This is a genomic window from Plastoroseomonas hellenica (assembly GCF_018129085.1).
In the GTDB taxonomy this organism is placed as follows: Bacteria; Pseudomonadota; Alphaproteobacteria; order Acetobacterales; family Acetobacteraceae; genus Plastoroseomonas; species Plastoroseomonas hellenica.
This window is the reverse complement of record NZ_JAAGBB010000035.1, coordinates 49309-65425: the sequence shown is the minus strand read 5'-3', so window position 1 is coordinate 65425 and position 16117 is coordinate 49309. Positions and strand designations below refer to the sequence as shown.

Below are 16117 nucleotides of genomic sequence, written 5' to 3'. Positions count from 1 at the left end.
CGCGGCGCCCGCCGAGCGGCAGGAGGCACCGCGCCGGGATGACCGGCGCGATCAGCAGCGCCACGGCGCGCGGCCCGGCGGCGGCCAGTGGCAGGGCAAGCGCCCCGACCGGCCGCGACAGGAGGGCGAGGGCCCGCGCCGCGACGATCGCGGTCCGCGCCGCCCGCGGGAGGAGCGCGCATCGCTGCCGCCGATGCCCAAGGCCGACAGCCCCTTCGCGGTGCTCGCCAAGCTGCTGCGGAAGGATTGATAGCCGGTGGAGAAAGCCCTGGCTTTCGGAGCCGGATATCAGCGCGCAGGGTTGGCGTGGCGGCTGCGCGCGAAGCCAACGACTCACGCCGGCCGCATGACCGCCGGTATCCATCAGCCCGTCATGCGGCCGGCGTGAATGGCGGCAGGCGCGGCGCCGGACGGGACCGAGGACCGCGATTGGCAACGCCTGGACAAATGGCTCTGGTGCGCGCGCCTGGCGAAGACGCGCGCCGATTGCAGCCGCATCGTCGCCGCCGGCGGGGTGCGGGTGAACCGCCAGCCCACGGAGAAGCCACATGCGCGGTTGCGCCCGGGCGACGTGCTCACCATCGCGCAGGGCCAGGGCGAGCGCGGCCGGGTGCGCGTCTGGCGGGTGGTGGCGCTCGCGGCGCGCCGCGGCCCGCCGGCCGAGGCGCGCGGCCTCTATGAAGAGATCGACGCGGGGGAGACATGATGCACTGCACCTTGCCTCCCCGTCCCGTCCGGGCCATCTAGCGGCTTCGCCCATTCACAGCCTGAGCCGCGCCGGCGAGGAGCATGCGCCGTGACCTATGTCGTCACCGAGAACTGCATCAAGTGCAAGTTCATGGACTGCGTCGAGGTCTGTCCGGTGGACTGTTTCTATGTCGGCGAGAACTTCCTGGTCATCCACCCCGACGAATGCATCGATTGCGGGGTCTGCGAGCCGGAATGCCCGGCCGAGGCGATCGTGCCCGACAGCGACGACAAGGCGACGCCCTGGGTCGAGATCAATCGCGATTTCTCCACGCAGTGGCCGAACATCACCCGCAAAGGGGAGCCGCCGGCGGATGCCGAGGAATGGAAGGACAAGCCCGACAAGAAGGCCTTGCTGAGCCCCAACCCCGGCACGCCCTGACAATCGCGCTCTGCGGGTGACGGGGGGCGAAATTTCTGCTATGTTTCAAGGATATGGAGAGGGTGAGCCACGTTCCAGGCCTCGCGCCGCGAGACCTGGACCAGGAAACGGGACCCATGGCACCGCCGCTGCGGGCGGTGAGGCACGCATGCCGTGACATGGCGTCGCGGGGCGTTTCCCGGAACCGGGCGACGCCCTTGCCGGCCACCAGGGCAGAGGCGGGAGTGGTTTCGCGATGAGGACTGCAAGCCGCGGCAAGACGGGAAGCAAGTCGGGGAGCAAGGCCACGGCGAAGAAGGCTGCGACGACGGAGGCCGAGCGCCGCAAGAAGGCGGCCAAGGCCAAATCCGTCACCCAGGCCAGGAAATCGTCTCCGGCGCGGCCAAAGCCAGCGAAGGCGCCAGCCGCCAAGCCGAAGGCGGCAAAACCCAAGCCCGTCGCGAAGCCGGTACCGAAGGCCAAGCCCAAGGCCGTCAAGCCTGCGAGCAAGGCGAAGGCTCCCGCAACCAAGACCAAGGCCGCCGTAAAGCCGGCGCCGAAGGCCAAGGCGCCGGCGCTGTCCAAGCCGGCGCCCAAGGCGAAGGCCCCGGCGCCCGCCAGCGGGGCCGCACCGCCTCGCCCGCCCGCACCGGGTCCGGCGAAGGATGCGGCGACAGGCACGTCCAAGATAGCGGTGCCGAGCGCGCCGCCGCCAGCCGTCACCGCCGCCGCGGTGCCGGCACCGAAACCTGCACCGGCCCTGGCCGCTTCTATACCACGCCCCAGGCCCGTCACGACTGCCCCGGAGATCATGTCCCATCCCAGCACCCCAGAGCGTCCGCTGATCGCGGCCGCCCCGAACCAACGCCCTGGACTGCCCCCGCGACCGGCCACCACGGGCGCGCCCGGCGGCTTCACGCCCGCGCCCAAGCCGCCGGCCCGCCCGAAGGAGGATTTCAAGACCGGCGACCATGTCGTCTATCCGACCCATGGCGTCGGCCAGGTCCAGGGCATCGAGAGCATGGAGGCCGCCGGCTATTCCCTGCAGGTGATCGTGGTCACCTTCGAGGAGAACCGGATGACGCTGCGCGTCCCGGTCAACAAGGCGGCCTCGTCCGGCCTGCGCAAGCTCGCCAGCGCCGATAATCTGAAGGAAGCGCTGGACACGCTGAAGGGCCGGGCCCGCATCAAGCGCACGATGTGGTCGCGCCGCGCCCAGGAATACGAGGCGAAGATCAATTCCGGCGATCTGGTCCAGATCGCCGAGGTCGTGCGCGACCTGCACCGCAATGCCGGCCAGCCCGACCAGTCCTTCTCCGAGCGCCAGATCTATGAACAGGCGCTCGACCGGCTGGCCTCCGAGGTCGGCGCCATCGAGAAGACCGACAAGATGGCGACGATCGAACGCCTGCAGGTGCATCTGAAAAGCTGAGGCGCAGCATCTTCTGCAGCGCCCTGTCTTGCATCAGCCGTCCGCGTGTCCGTCACGCGGACGGCTTTTTGTTGCCCGATGTTGTGTCCCATCGCTCCTGGCGCGTTCTTGACTGCAAGCGAACAACGCAACCCGCGACCAACCACCGCGTTCGCGCTAGACCATGACCGCTTCAAGCTGAAGCGGTCATGGTCTAGCCGCGTTGTCCGGTCGCATGGTTCACGCTTTTCGGCGATTCCGCCTCAAGCGATCGCGCTCCGGGCTTCCGGCTCCATTGGGGAGGTTATCGCCATGCGCGTACCCGTCGCCGCCGTCCTGGCTGCGCTTGTCACCACACCCGTCCTGGCCCAGGCGCCAAGCGCTTCCGCGCCAGCACCGACCCCGGTGACCCAGGTCCGCACGGTGGCCGACCTTGCCGCGGTCTGCGATCCCCGCTGGACCGGCGTCTCGCGGCTCGAGGCGATCGCCTATTGCCAGGGCTTTCTGACCGGCGCCGGCCAGTTCCACACACTGCTGCATCCGACCGGCACGGCGACCTCGCGGCCGGTCTATTGCGTTCCCTCGCCTGGACCGACCGTCGCCGAATCGGGCGTCGCCTTCGCGACCTGGGCACGCCAGAACCCGCAGCACGCCAATGACCCGGCGGTCGACGGCCTGATGCGCTGGGCCGGCACGACCTATCCCTGCAACCGCAACGCTGCCGCGCCCGCCCGCGCGCCGCGCGCCGCACGCTGAGAGGGAGACGTCCCATGACCCTGCGCACAACGCGCCTCGCGCTTCCCCTGCTGGCGGCACTCGGCCTCTCTGCCTGCGCCGGGCTGAACCCCACCGAACAGCGCACCGCAACCGGCGCCCTGGGCGGCGCGGCGCTCGGCGGCGTCATCGGCTCCTTCAGCGGCAATGCCGGCCTCGGCGCGCTGCTCGGCGCCGGCGCCGGTGGCGTCGGCGGCTACCTCTACGACCAGTCGGTGCAGGATCGTGGCTATCGCGGCGGTGGCCGGCGCTACCGCGACCGCTACTGAGCGACCACAGGCCGGGATGACCCGGCTGCAGGACACGAAAAAACCCCCGGAGGTTGCGCCTCCGGGGGTTTCCCGTTCGTGACCCGGGGCAAGCGCCCCGGGACAGCATCAGTTGCTCTGGCGCTGGCCCATCAGGGACAGCAGGAACTGGAAGATGTTGATGAAGTTCAGGTAGAGCGACAGCGCGTCCATCACGCTGCGCTTGCCTGCCTCCGCCGTGCCTTCCGCATAGGCGTATTCGATGTAGTCGGCCTTGATGCGCTGGGTGTCATAGGCGGTCAGCGCCACGAAGACGACCACGCCGATCACGCTGATCGCGAACTGCAGCGCCGGCGACTGGAGGAAGATGTTGACCAGCCCCGCGATGATCAGGCCGAAGACGCCCATCATCATGATGCTGCCCATCTTCGTCAGGTCGGCCTTGGTCGTGTAGCCATAGAGGCTCACGGCCGCGAACATGCCGGCGGTGATGAAGAAGGTGCTGGCGATCGAGGTGCCGGTGTAGCGCAGGAAGATGTTGCTGAGGCTGGCGCCCATCGCGGCCGCGAACAGCCAGAACAGCGCCTGCACCGCCGTCTTCGACAGCCGGTTGATGCCGAAGCTCAGCACCAGCACGAAGGCGAGCGGGGAGAGCATCGCCGCCCAGCCGAGCAGCGTCGGCGACACCACGACATAGCCGGCGGCACTGCGCCCCGCCTGCCAGAACAGCGCCTGGATCTCGGGCGAGCTGGCGATGCCGAGGGCCACGATACCGGTCAGCAGCAGCCCCGACGCCATCCAGTTGAAGACGCGGAGCATGTAGGCGCGCAGCCCGGCATCGACGGCGGCCGCGTCGGCGGTCGCCGTACGACCCCAGCCTGGCGCACCCGTCGCATATCGATTGTCGGGTTGAAGGGCCATGAAACGAGGGACTCCTCCCAAAGCGGGATAGCGGGGACCATTCCCCATCCGCGCGAATATGGACATTGCGTAATCCGGGTTCAACGGGTTTCCGCGGTCCATCGGGTGACAAAGCATAGCCTGAAAATGCGTAACGTCGCCGAGCTTTTGTTTAACGAACTGCGTCAGCCCGGTTCTATTCGTTCCGCAGCAGCGGCGCGGGCCTGACGCGGAGCGCCAGCGCCGTCCCGGCATAGCCGAAGGCGAGCGTCAGAGCGGTGCAGAAGGCGATGGTCGCGGCCAGCGTCCCCGGCAGGAAGGCCCAGTCCGCCCCCATCACGAAGCGCACCACGCCCCAGGCCGCCGCCGTGCCCGCCGCCGCTGCGATCAGGCCGGCGGTCAGCCCGAGCAACCCGAACTCCACCAGGAAGGCGTTGCGAATCTGGGCGCGGCTGGCACCGATGGTCTTCAGCACCACGGCGTCCCGGATGCGGCGTCGCTGCCCGGCCGCGACCGCGCCGGCCAGCACCAGCGCCCCGGCGGCGAGCGTGACCCCGGCGGTGCCCGAAAGCGCGGCGCCGATCTTGCCGAGCAGCCCCGCCACCGCCTCCAGCGCATCCCGGACCCGGATGCCGGAGACGTTCGGGAAGGCGTCCGTGATGGCGCGCAGCATCGCACCCTCCTGCGCCACATCGCCGCGCAAGGTCGCGATGTTGGTGTGCGGCGCCGCCTCCAGCAGCCCGGGCGAGGCCACGAAGACGAAATTGATGCCGAGCGCCCGCCATTGGATGTCGCGCAGGCTGGCGATGCGGAAGTCGATGTCGCGGCCCAGCACGTTCAGTGTGACGGTATCGCCGATCCCCACGCCCCAGCCACGCGCCAGGTTGACGTCGAAGGAGATCAGCGGCGGCCCGGCATAATCGGCGGGCCACCATTGCCCGGCGACGACACGGGTGCCTTCCGGCGGTGTCGCCGCATAGGTCAGGCCGCGGTCGCCGCGCAGCGCCCAGGCGGTGTCCTCCGTGGTCCGCACCCGGTCCGCCGGCACGCCGTTCACCGCGGTGACGCGGGCGCGCAGGCTCGGCACCCGGTGCAGCTCGGCGACGCCGGGCAGGCCGCGCGCCAGGGTATCGAAGGCCTGGGCCTGATCGGACTGGATGTCGATGAAGTAGAAATTCGGCGCCGCGGCCGGCATCTGGTCATTGATCTGCAGGCGCAGATTGCCCTCGATCAGCGCGATCGCCGCCAGCGTGGTCAGCCCGATGCCGAGCGAGACCAGCATCAGCGGCGTCGGCGCGCCGGGCCGGTGCAGGTTCGCGAGGCCGAGGCGCCAGGTCGGGCGGCCAGGCGTGCGGATGCGCCGTGCCACCGCCATCAGCGCGCCGGCGCCGAGCCGGAACAGCAGCAGCGTGCCGATCGCGCCGCCGACGAAGCCGAGGGCGAAGAGGCGGTTCTCGGCGGTCGCGATCACCAGCGCCGCCAGCGCCCCGCCGGCTGCCGCGACGGCGGCGAGCAAGGTCAGCCGCGGTCGTGCCGAGACCGGCTGCACCGCGTCCCGGAACAGCGCCGCACCCGGGATCTCCCGCGCCCGGCCGAGCGGCCAGAGCGCGAAGGCGAGCGCGGTCAGCAGCCCATAGAGCGCCGCCATGGCGAGCGGCGCGACATAGAGCCCGGGCCGTGGCGGCACCGGCAGCGCATCCGCCAGCAGGCCGGCGCCCACCCAGGTCAGGCCGAAGCCCGCCACCAGTCCGATCGCGACGCCGAGCAGCGCCAGCGCCATGACCTGGATCAGATAGGTCGCGAAGATCGCGCCCGCCGGCGCGCCGAGGCAGCGGAGCGTCGCGATGGTCCGCGCCCGCTGGTCGAGCCAGGCGCGCACCCCGGTCGCGACGCCGATGCCGCCGACCAGCAGCGCGGTCAGCGAAGCGAGGGTCAGGAAGAAGGCGGCACGATCGAGGAAGCGGTTCACCCCGGGCGCCGCGTCCCCGGCGCCCCGGACCCGCCAGCCCTCGCCGGCGAAGGCTGCGCGCAGATCGGCGATGAAGCGCCCGGCGTCGGCACCCGCCGGCAGCCGGATGCGATAGTCATAGGCGAAGAGCGAGCCGGGCTGGATGAGCCGGGTGGCGGCGAGATCGGCGGAGAGGATCATCGCGCGCGGACCAAGAATGGTGGGGGAGGCGACCTTGTCAGGCTCCTGCGCCACGGCGCCGAGGTAGCGGAAGCGCGATTCCCCGATCCTGACCGTGTCGCCCGGCGCCAGACCCAGCCGTTCGGCGACCGTCGGGTCGAGCGCGATGCCCCCTGGCGCCAGCGGCTGCGGCGGATCGAGGACCAGGTCGCCATAGAGCGGATAACGGTCGTCCACCGCCTTGAGCTCGACCAGCATGCGCTCGCCGGAGGGCGCGATCGCCATGGCGCGCATCTCCACCACCTCGGAGAGGGTGCCGCCGCGCGCCGCGATCCAGGCGCGCGCGGCATCCGGCAACCGGCGCTGGGTTATATGGACCTCGGCATCCCCGCCGAGGATGCGCGCACCATCGGCGACGAAGGCGGCGTCCGTCGCCGCGCGCAGGGTGCCGACCGCCGCGATGGCGGCGACGCCGAGCGCCAGGCAGGCGAGCACGATGCGCAGGCCGCGCACGCCGCCGCGCAATTCGCGGCGGGCGAGACGGAAGCCGAGCCGCAGGTTGTTCATGCGACGATGAGCCCATCCTCGATCCGCACCTGCCGGTCGCAGCGTTCCGCGAGGCTCGGGTCATGGGTGATCAGCACCAGGGTGGTGCCGGCGTCGCGGAGCGAGAACAGCAGGTCCATCACCTGGGTGCCGGTGCCGCGGTCGAGATTCCCGGTCGGCTCATCGGCCAGGATCAGCTTCGGGCCGGCCACCATGGCGCGGGCCAGCGCAACGCGCTGCTGCTCGCCGCCCGAGAGCTGGCCAGGGTAATGGGTCAGGCGGTGGCCGAGGCCGACGCGGCGCAATGCCTCCTCGGCGCGGGGGAAGGCGTCCCGGCGGCCGGCGAACTCCAGCGGCACCGCCACATTCTCGAGCGCGCTCATGGTCGGGATGAGGTGGAAGGCCTGGAAGACGATGCCCACATGGTCGCGGCGGAAGCGGGCCAGCGCATCCTCGTCGAGACCGGCGAGATCGTGCCCCGCCACCGAAAGATCCCCGCCGGTCGGGCGTTCCAGCCCGGCCAGCAGCATGAGGAGCGATGTCTTGCCGGAGCCCGACGGACCCACGATGCCCACCGCCTCCCCCGCCGCGACCTCCAGCGACACCCCCTTGAGGATGGCGAGCCGCCCCTCGGCCGCGGGGACGCTGAAGGCGAGGTCGTACGCCGCGACCAGCGGCGCGTCGGCGGTCATCAGGCGCGCGCGCGCGTCCGGGATGGGTGCGTCCATGCTTCGCTTCGTTCGTGTTGGATTACAGAACGGATATGGTGCGCGGCGGGCCGCCTGCCAGTTCCTGGCCTGTTTCGCAGTGTTGCTGGCCCTGGCGGCGCCCGCCGGCGCCCAGGAGCTGCGGCTGCTGATGCTGGGCGATTCGATCACCGCCGGCTACGGCCTGCCCAACCGGGACCAGGCGCTGCCGGTCCGGCTGGAGGCGGCGCTGCGCGCCCAGGGCCGCGCGGTGCGGGTCATCGATGCCGGCGTCTCCGGCGACACCACGGCGGGTGGCCGGGCACGGCTGGCCTGGGCGCTGGCCGAGCGGCCGGATGCGGTGATCGTGGCGCTCGGCGGCAATGACGGGCTGCGCGGGCTCGATCCTCGGGCCACGGCGCAGAATCTCCAGGCGATCCTGGACGGGCTGGCGGCGCGGCGCCTGCCGACCCTGTTCACCGGCATGCTGGCGCCGCCCAATCTCGGCGCCGATTACGGGCGGGATTTCACGGCGGCCTTCGCGCAGGCGGCGGCGGCGCATCCCGATGTCCTTTTCTATCCCTTCCTGCTCGACGGCGTGGCGGGGGACCCCGCGCTCAACCAGGCGGATCGTATTCACCCAAATGACCGTGGCGTGGACGAGCTGGTTCGTCGCATGCTTCCCATTGTCGATTCGCTGCTGGACCGCGCTCGGCCCGCCACGGCTGGTTGAAGCGGAACTTTGGTTGATCGCGTGATTCAGACTTTTCGGCCTGTCGGCCTCAAGTCATCACGCTCAGGACTTCGCGGAGGGCCCGTTGATGCGCCTGTTCGTCGCCCTCGCTTTGCCCGGCATGATCTCCGCCCAACTCTCCGGCCTGATCGGCGGCATCCAGGGTGCCCGCTGGGTGCCGCCCGAGAACTACCACCTGACGCTCCGTTTCATCGGCGAGGTGGAGCCCTGGCAGGCCGAGGAGGTGGATGAGGCGCTCGCCGCCATCCGCGCCAAGCCGTTCGAGCTGTCGCTGAAGGGGGTCGGGCTGTTCGAGAAGGGCGGCCGGGTCACCGCGCTCTGGGCCGGGGTCGAGCGCAGCGACAGCCTGGCGCATCTGCAGGCGAAGGTGGAGACCGCGCTGCAGCGCGTGGGGCTGGAGCCGGAGCGCCGGCGCTTCGCCCCGCATGTGACGCTGGCACGGACCGATCGCGCGGCGCCGGAGAAGCTCATCGCCTTCGTGCAGGCCCACAACCTGTTCCGGGCACCACCGGTGGCGGTGGAGCACTTCACCCTGTTCTCCTCCAAGCTCGGGAAGGAACAGGCGGTCTATGTCCCGGAAGTGGAATATGAGTTGGTGTAAGTTTATTGGGTCCTCAGGCGCCGGCGCCGGCATCCGCCGGCTTGGCTAGCGCGCTGTCAGGGCCGCATTGGCGGCTGAGGTTGGTCGCGCGCGGGCCGCATTCGCGGCCCCGGAGCATCGGCTTCGCCTCGCTCCGCAGAAGCCAGTAGCGGCCTACGGCGCGTGGCCCTCACCCTCGGTCGCGGGTCGGGACGTGAGGGCCGAAGCACGCAATATTGCGTAACTTTCGCGTCCGGTGCATTAGGCTCGGTCTGCTCATGACCGGTTTGCGCGCCCGCATCGCGAAGCTCGTCGCCATCCTGCTGATCCTGCAGGCGATGGTCGCGCCGTCGTTGTGCCTGGCGCATGCCGCGGCCATGCTGGCCGCAAGCAATGGCCACAGCGTCGAGATCTGCGGCCCGGAAGGGCTGCGCAGCATCCAGGTCACTGAGGACGGGCAGAAGCAGTCGCCCGACCTCGCCGCGCAGGGCGGCTTCTGCCTCGCCTGCCACGCCCTGCCCCAGGCGCTGACGCCGCCCGAGCCGATGCTGGCGCAGCCGGGCTGGGTCATGGTGGCAATCGCGGCCCCCATCCGGAGCCTGGCGAGCCTGCGGCCGGCGATCCGCGGGCCGCCGCTCGGCGCCCAGGCACCACCACAGCTTTCCTGACGTCCCGCGCGGCAGCGCGGGATCGATCCCGCCCGCCGTTCCGACGATCAGGAAAGTATCTTCACCATGTTGCCCCGATTCCGCGCGCGCCTGCTGGCCGGCGCCGCATTGCTCGCCCCCGGCGCCGCCCTCGCGCAGGGCGCGGCCGAGGTGCCGCCGATCAGCGTCACCGCGACCCCGGTTCCGCTGACCGTCCCCGACAACGCCGAAGCCGCCGATCTCGCGCGGCGCAACCCCGGCAACGTCACCGTGGTGCCGGCCGAGAGCTACCGCGACCAGGCGAGTGCGACGACCTTGCACGACGCGCTGGCCCTCACCCCCGGCGTTTTCGCGCCGCCCAAATGGGGCCAGGATACGCGGCTGTCGATCCGCGGCTCCGGCCTTGCGCGGAACTTCCACCTGCGCGGCGTCCGGCTGCTCCAGGACGGCATCCCGATCAACCAGGCGGATGGCAGCGGCGATTTCCAGGAGCTCGATCCGCTGACGCTGCAGCGGCTCGAGGTGCTGCGCGGGGCCAATGCCTTCACGCTCGGCGCCAATACGCTGGGCGGCGCCATCAACGCGGTGACGCCGACCGGCCGTACAGCACCCGGCGGGCTGCTGCGCTTCGAGTTCGGCGCCGACGGCTTCGCCCGCTGGCAGGCGAGCTATGGCGCGGCGAGCGGACCCTTCGATGCCTGGTTCAGCTATACCGGCCTGACCGATGACGGCTACCGCGACCATGCCTCCGGCCGCAGCACCCGCTTCAACGCCAATGCCGGCTACCGCTGGACCGACCAGCTCGAGACCCGGGTCTACGTCACCTACAACACCATCTTCCAGCAGATCCCGGGCGCCGTGTCCCGCGATGCCGCGCTGAATGCGCCGCGTCGCGCCGCGACGGCCAATCTCACCGGCGACTACCAGCGCAACATCGAGAGCCTGCGCCTCGGCACCCGCACCGCCTGGCGGCCGCTGGAGGGCGTGCTGGTCGAAGGCGGGATCAGCTTCGTGCAGCGGGAGCTGGATCACCCGATCTTCCAGTACATCGACCAGCGCAGCGAAGACCTGAACCTTTTTCTGCGTGCAACCCTGGAAGGGCGCGTCTTCGGCCTGCAGAACCGGTTGGTGATCGGCGCGAACGCGGCGATCGGCAGCACGGAAAGCAACCGCTATCCCAACATCAGCGGCCATGCCGGACCAACGCTCACCGCAAGCTCGCTCGATCGCGCACGCACCAACGATGTCTATCTAGAGAATACCCTCTCTCTCACCGACCGCTTCGCAGTCATCGCCGGGCTGCAGGCGGGCGAGGCCTATCGCGCCAGCCGCGACCGGCTGCTGACCGATAGGGACGGGCGGCCGGACGATAGCGGCAGCGGACGCTGGCAATGGGTGAACCCACGCATCGGCCTGCTCTGGGACACCACGCCTTCCACGCAGCTCTTCGCCAACCTCTCCTGGAGCACGGAGCCGCCGACACTCTCGGACCTGACGCCGCTGGTGGTCGCGGGCGGCTTCACCCGACTGAAGGCGCAGCGCGCGACGACGCTCGAACTGGGCACCCGCGGCAGCATCGGGGACCTCCGCTTCGAGGCCGCGATCTACCGCGCCTGGCTGCGCGACGAGATCCAGCTCATCAGCACCGGGCCTTCGACCTCGCTGGCGCTGAACACCGACCGCACCATCCATCAGGGGCTGGAGCTCGGTGTCGATTGGACGGCGGCGCGCAACGCAATCACGGAGGGCGACAGCCTGACCTTGCGCGGCGCCTACACCTTCAGCGATTTCCGCTTCGACGGCGATGCCGTCTACGGCAACAACCAATTGCCCGGCGCACCGCGCCACTTGCTGCGCGCCGAGCTGCGCTATGCGCATCCGGCGGGCGGCTGGATCGCACCCAATCTCGAATGGGTACCGCAGGCCTTCTATGTCGATAATGCAAACACCACCCGCACCAGCGGCTACGCCTTGCTCGGGCTGCGCGCCGGATGGAATTTCGACCGCGGCATCAGTGTCTTCGTCGACGCCCGCAACCTGACCGACAAGCGTTACATCGCGAGCGCCAGCGTGGCGCCGGTCGCCAATGCCAGCGCGCTGCTGTTCGAGCCGGGCTTCGGCCGCTCGGTCTATGCCGGCATGCAATTCACATTCTGAGAGGGACAAGCCCATGAAGCGCCTGCTGCTTCCCCTTGCTGCGCTGGCCCTAGCGATGCCCGCGGCCGCGCATGTCACGATCGATCCGCCGCAAGCCGTGGCGGGTGGCTATCTCCGCGCCACCTTCCGGGTGCCGCATGGCTGTGACGGTGCCGCAACCGAACGCCTGGTGGTGAGTTTCCCCGAAGGCGTCACCATCGCGCGCCCGATGCCGAAGCCCGGCTGGCGCCTGACCATCACGCGCGCGCCGCTCGATCCGCCGATCGACAATGGCCATGGCGGGCAGATCCGCGAACGCGTCACCAGCATCGCCTGGGAAGGTGGACCGCTGCCCGACGAGCAGTACGACGAATTCACCGTGATGTTCCGCGTCCCGGGCCATGGCGGCGAGGTACTGCATCTCCCGACCGTGCAGCATTGCAGCGGCGGCGCCACCGCCGCCTGGACCGAGGTCCCGGAGACCGGCCGCCGCGCGACCGACTACCGCCATCCCGCCCCCGCACTCCGCGTCACCCCGCCACGCATTCCCGGGAGCAATTGACATGCGCCACATCCGCCATGCCGCCCTGCTGGCGGCGCTCACCCTCGCAGCACCCCCGCTGGCGCGTGCCTGCGATCCGGAGGAGATGAGCCGGCAGCTCACCATCGTCTGCCGCGGGGCGTTCGATCCCGCCGCGGCCTGGGTGGGCACGCTGCGCGACCGCGCGACGGCAGCCGAACGCGGTGCCATCGATGCCGCGCTGCGCAACGCCGAGGAGGCCTGCGATTCCGGTGACCCGACCGCCGGGGCGCGCGAATCCGTCCGGCTGGCACGGCTCGCCGGCCGCATCGAGGCACGGCTCGGCGAGGCCGCGCCGATCTGGCCGGATCGACTGGCTACCCGCTGAGTACACATGCAAAGGATCACGCCATGACCGCCACACGCCGTAGCCTCCTCATCGGCGCCGCCCTGCTGGCCGCGCTGCCGGCCGCCGCGCAGGACCGTCGCGCCGGCGACCTCGTCATCGAACGCCCATGGTCGCGCGCCGCCGGTGCCAATGCGACCGGCGTCGGCTTCCTCACCATCCGCAACACCGGCGCCGCGCCCGATCGGCTGCTCTCCGCCAGCTCCCCGATCGCGCGGCGGGTCGAATTGCACACCATGTCGATGGACGGCGCGGTGATGCGCATGCGGCCGGTCGAGGATATCGCGGTGCCGGCCGGCGGCACCGTGCAGCTCGCGCCGGGCGGCCTGCACATCATGCTGATCGGGCTGACCCAGCCGCTGGCGCAGGGCGGCCGCGCCCCCCTGACCTTGCGCTTCGAGCGGGCGGGCGAAGTGCAGGTGGAGCTCTCGGTGGAAGCCGCCGGCGCCCGTGCGCCGCAGCACGCGCATTGAGGCCGCGCGAGGTGGGTATTAGCCTTTGGGCATGACCCCTCTCGTCGATCCGATCGTCGTACTGACCGGGGCCGGCATCAGCCGGGAATCCGGGCTCTCCACCTTCCGCGACCCGGACGGGATCTGGGCGCAGGTGCGGATCGAGGATGTCGCGACGCCAGAGGCCTTCGCACGCGATCCCGCGCGCGTGCATGGCTTCTACAATGCACGCCGCGCCCAGCTCCGTGACCCCGCCGTGGTGCCGAACGCCGCGCATTTGGCGCTGGCGGAACTTGAACGGCGCTGGCCGGCCGAGGTGCTGATCGTCACCCAGAATGTGGATGATCTGCATGCCCGCGCCGGATCGGTGCGGCTGCTGCAGATGCATGGTGCGCTGGGGCGGGCGCGCTGCCTGCGCTGTGCCGCGGCGATGCCCTGGGAGGAGGATCTCTCGACCGCGACGCCCTGCCCGCTCTGCGCCGAGGCCGGCGGGCTGCGGCCGGACATCGTCTGGTTCGGGGAGATGCCGATGCACATGGACGCGATCGAGACAGCACTCGGCGATTGCGGGCTGTTCCTCTCGATCGGCACCTCCGGCCATGTCTATCCGGCGGCGGGCTTCGTGGCGGAGGTGCGCGGGCATGCCCGCACGGTGGAGCTGAACCTGGAGCCGAGCCAGGGCAGCGCGCTGTTCGACGAAGCGATCCACGGGCCGGCGACCGCCATCGTCCCGGCCTTCGTGGACCGGTTGCTCAAGGCCGCGGGTGCATAGCTTCGGCCGGCCTGGTCCAGGCGGCGAAGAGCCAGGCGGAGGCCAGGCCGGCGCCGGTGCCCACCAGGATCACCACCAGATCCGGATTGATCCGCGGCGCCGCGGTGAGGCCGATGACACCGGTCAGCCGCGGCGCGGCGATCATCCAGAGGGCGCTGGCCACAGCGGCCGGCAGCAGCAGGGGCGCGCCGCGCCGGCGCAGGATCGGCAGCAGGACCAGCGTGATGGGCGCCGCGAAGAACAGGCCGATGATGGGCCCGAGCGTCAGATAGACCCCCATGTACTTCGCCATGGGGCGCAACAGCATGGCGGCAAAGGGCAGCATGGCAGCCGTGCCGGCCGCCGCCGCGCCGATGGTGAGCACCAGGCCACGGGCGAAGAGGCCGACCCAGGACGGAGACTTCGGAGCCATGCCTAGCGCGCGCTCTTCTCGATGTTCCAGAATACCATGACCGGCGCGTTCAGCATGCCGCGGACGCTGCTGCGCCGGGCATAGGGCTGATCCACCTGGCCCAGCACCCGATAGGGCTGGGTCTCCGCCAGGCGGCGGTGCAGCGCGTCCAGCAGCCGGATGCGCTCCGGGCCTTCCGGCGCGTCCAGAACCGCGTTGCGCAGCCGCTCCGCCTCTTCATCGCAGGGCCAGCCCGACCAGTTGCGGCCATCGCAGGCCATGTTGGTCCCGATATTGGTCAGCGGGTGCTGCATGGTCGGGCCGGAGGCGAAGGTCACGAAGAGGTTCCACCCGCCCTGGTCCGGCGGATCGCGCCGCGGCTGGCGCGTGATGACGGTGCCCCAGTCGTTCACCTGCAGGTCGATGTTCATGCCGATGCGCCGCAGGCTGGCCGCCGCCACCTCCGCCATGCGGCCGATCGGCGCGATATCGGTGCTGGTGATGAAGACGATCCGCTCCCCGTTGTAGCCGGCCTCGCGCAGCAATTCACGGGCACGGTCGAGATTCGGCCGGGCATAGCCCTCCGCCCCGGCTTCGGTGCCGAAGGGCGCGCCGCAGACGAAATAGGCCTCGCAGCGCCGCCACCAGCGCTCATCGCCCCAGCCGCCGGCCATCGCCTCCGCCTGGTCGGTCGCATAGGCAAGCGCGAGACGGGCGCGCGGATCGTTGAAGGGCGGGAAGAGAGAGTTCGGCCGCAGCATCGCCTGGGTGCTGATGGTGTTCAGCCGATCGACCTGGATGTCGCGCCGCCGCGACAGCACCGGCACCAGGTCCAGCGCCGGCTGTTCCCAGATGTCGATCTCGCCGGTCTGCAGCGCCGCGGCCGCCGTCGCCGCATCCGGCATGATCTGCCACTCGACGCGGTCGACGCGCACCACGCGGCCGCCGGCGAGCCCATCCGCCGGCTCGCGGCGCGGCACGTAGTCCGGGTTGCGGTCGTAGACGACCCGCTGGCCGGAGAGCCAGAGGTCGCGATTGAAGCGGAAGGGGCCGGAGCCGATGGTGGTGGTGATTGGCCGCGACGGATCGGTCTCCGCATCCTCGGCGCGCATGATCGCCGGGATCTGTCCGACCGCGGAGCCGAGCGCATAGGTCACGAAGCCATGCGGGCGCGACAGCCGCATCTCGAAGCTGCGGGCATCGGTCGCCTCCAACGCGGTGACGCGGGCGCCGAGATGGTTGCCGACGACGTCGCGCGCCATCCAGCGCCGGAGGCTCGCGATCACGTCGCGCGTGGTCACCGGCTGGCCGTCATGGAAGCGCAGGCCCTCGCGCAGGGTGAAGCGCCAGGTGAGCCCATCCGAGCTGGTCGTCGTGCTCTCGACCATCTGCGGCTGCGGGCGGAGCTGGCTGTCCCAGGCGAAGAGCGTCTCATAGATCATCAGCCCGTGCATGCGGGTGATGGTGACGGAGACCGCGACGGGATCGAGGGTGCGCAGATCAGCATGCGGCACCACGCGCAGCACGCGATCCGATGGTAGCGCGGCCTGCGCCGCCGCATCGCCGACCGACAGCGCGAAGGGCAGCGCCGCGGCGGCCGCGAGAAGGAGGCGGCGGAACAGGCTGCGATGGTTCATGGACGGCTCCCGAGAGCGATA

At 70.7% G+C, this 16117-nt stretch carries 19 protein-coding genes; 14 read left to right on the top strand and 5 right to left on the bottom strand.

The features are described 5' to 3' along the window. The 6 genes from GXW71_RS24265 to GXW71_RS24240 form a co-directional block, all read left to right on the top strand. Window positions 1-250: hypothetical protein (locus tag GXW71_RS24265; protein ID WP_211855272.1), on the top strand; the 250-nt coding region annotated here is incomplete at its 5' end. 138 nt (window positions 251-388) lie between these two features. After that, on the top strand, window positions 389-706 hold the full coding sequence (locus tag GXW71_RS24260) for an RNA-binding S4 domain-containing protein (RefSeq protein WP_211855271.1): 318 nt from the start codon (window positions 389-391) through the stop codon (window positions 704-706). A 90-nt stretch (window positions 707-796) separates the two neighbouring features. After that, window positions 797-1129, top strand: coding sequence for a ferredoxin FdxA (fdxA, locus tag GXW71_RS24255; RefSeq protein ID WP_211855270.1), 333 nt, complete (start codon window positions 797-799; stop codon window positions 1127-1129). Between the two features lie 235 nt (window positions 1130-1364). Then, the gene (locus GXW71_RS34965; RefSeq protein ID WP_246526850.1) at window positions 1365-2540 is read left to right on the top strand and encodes a CarD family transcriptional regulator; all 1176 of its coding nucleotides are present in this window, start codon (window positions 1365-1367) and stop codon (window positions 2538-2540) included. 291 nt (window positions 2541-2831) lie between these two features. Further along, the gene (locus GXW71_RS24245) at window positions 2832-3275 is read left to right on the top strand and encodes a Rap1a/Tai family immunity protein (protein ID WP_211855269.1); all 444 of its coding nucleotides are present in this window, start codon (window positions 2832-2834) and stop codon (window positions 3273-3275) included. A 14-nt stretch (window positions 3276-3289) separates the two neighbouring features. Next, entirely contained in the window at window positions 3290-3562 is a 273-nt protein-coding gene (locus tag GXW71_RS24240) for a YMGG-like glycine zipper-containing protein (RefSeq protein ID WP_211855268.1), read from the top strand. A 108-nt stretch (window positions 3563-3670) separates the two neighbouring features. Here the strand turns inward: GXW71_RS24240 and GXW71_RS24235 are convergent, their stop codons facing one another. The 3 genes from GXW71_RS24235 to GXW71_RS24225 form a co-directional block, all read right to left on the bottom strand. Next, the gene (locus GXW71_RS24235) at window positions 3671-4462 is read right to left on the bottom strand and encodes a Bax inhibitor-1/YccA family protein (protein ID WP_211855267.1); all 792 of its coding nucleotides are present in this window, start codon (window positions 4460-4462) and stop codon (window positions 3671-3673) included. Between the two features lie 175 nt (window positions 4463-4637). Beyond that, window positions 4638-7136: an ABC transporter permease gene (locus GXW71_RS24230; protein ID WP_211855266.1), complete on the bottom strand. Its 2499-nt coding sequence runs from the start codon at window positions 7134-7136 to the stop codon at window positions 4638-4640. Further along, on the bottom strand, window positions 7133-7843 hold the full coding sequence (locus GXW71_RS24225) for an ABC transporter ATP-binding protein (RefSeq protein WP_246526849.1): 711 nt from the start codon (window positions 7841-7843) through the stop codon (window positions 7133-7135). The genes GXW71_RS24230 and GXW71_RS24225 overlap by 4 nt, the downstream gene beginning before the upstream one ends. On the opposite strand from GXW71_RS24225, the gene GXW71_RS24220 reads away from it, so the two are divergent. The 8 genes from GXW71_RS24220 to GXW71_RS24185 all read left to right on the top strand — a co-directional run bounded on the left by GXW71_RS24220 (window position 7842) and on the right by GXW71_RS24185 (window position 14068). After that, window positions 7842-8534, top strand: a complete 693-nt coding sequence (locus GXW71_RS24220; protein WP_211855265.1) for an arylesterase — start codon at window positions 7842-7844, stop codon at window positions 8532-8534. The two genes, GXW71_RS24225 and GXW71_RS24220, sit on opposite strands and share 2 nt — an antisense overlap. 88 nt (window positions 8535-8622) lie before the next feature. Next, entirely contained in the window at window positions 8623-9156 is a 534-nt protein-coding gene (gene thpR, locus GXW71_RS24215) for an RNA 2',3'-cyclic phosphodiesterase (protein WP_211855264.1), read from the top strand. A 257-nt stretch (window positions 9157-9413) separates the two neighbouring features. After that, on the top strand, window positions 9414-9803 hold the full coding sequence (locus tag GXW71_RS24210) for a DUF2946 family protein (protein WP_211855263.1): 390 nt from the start codon (window positions 9414-9416) through the stop codon (window positions 9801-9803). A gap of 66 nt (window positions 9804-9869) precedes the next feature. Further along, entirely contained in the window at window positions 9870-11939 is a 2070-nt protein-coding gene (locus tag GXW71_RS24205; protein ID WP_211855262.1) for a TonB-dependent receptor family protein, read from the top strand. A 13-nt stretch (window positions 11940-11952) separates the two neighbouring features. After that, window positions 11953-12480, top strand: a complete 528-nt coding sequence (locus tag GXW71_RS24200) for a YcnI family protein (protein ID WP_211855261.1) — start codon at window positions 11953-11955, stop codon at window positions 12478-12480. Between the two features lies 1 nt (window position 12481). Further along, window positions 12482-12826, top strand: a complete 345-nt coding sequence (locus GXW71_RS24195) for a hypothetical protein (RefSeq protein ID WP_211855260.1) — start codon at window positions 12482-12484, stop codon at window positions 12824-12826. 23 nt (window positions 12827-12849) lie between these two features. After that, window positions 12850-13317 carry a copper chaperone PCu(A)C gene (locus tag GXW71_RS24190; protein WP_211855259.1) on the top strand — a complete coding sequence of 156 codons (468 nt, stop codon included), beginning with the start codon at window positions 12850-12852 and terminating at the stop codon, window positions 13315-13317. Window positions 13318-13348: 31 nt separating this feature from the next. Further along, window positions 13349-14068 (top strand): NAD-dependent deacylase, encoded by a 720-nt coding sequence (locus GXW71_RS24185; RefSeq protein ID WP_211855258.1) that lies wholly within the window; start codon window positions 13349-13351, stop codon window positions 14066-14068. Here GXW71_RS24185 and GXW71_RS24180 read toward each other — a convergent pair. Both GXW71_RS24180 and GXW71_RS24175 read right to left on the bottom strand, forming a co-directional pair. Beyond that, on the bottom strand, window positions 14049-14480 hold the full coding sequence (locus GXW71_RS24180) for a hypothetical protein (RefSeq protein WP_211855257.1): 432 nt from the start codon (window positions 14478-14480) through the stop codon (window positions 14049-14051). The genes GXW71_RS24185 and GXW71_RS24180 overlap by 20 nt on opposite strands. A 2-nt stretch (window positions 14481-14482) precedes the next feature. Further along, on the bottom strand, window positions 14483-16096 hold the full coding sequence (locus GXW71_RS24175) for an ABC transporter substrate-binding protein (RefSeq protein WP_211855256.1): 1614 nt from the start codon (window positions 16094-16096) through the stop codon (window positions 14483-14485). Between the last annotated feature and the right edge of the window lie 21 nt (window positions 16097-16117).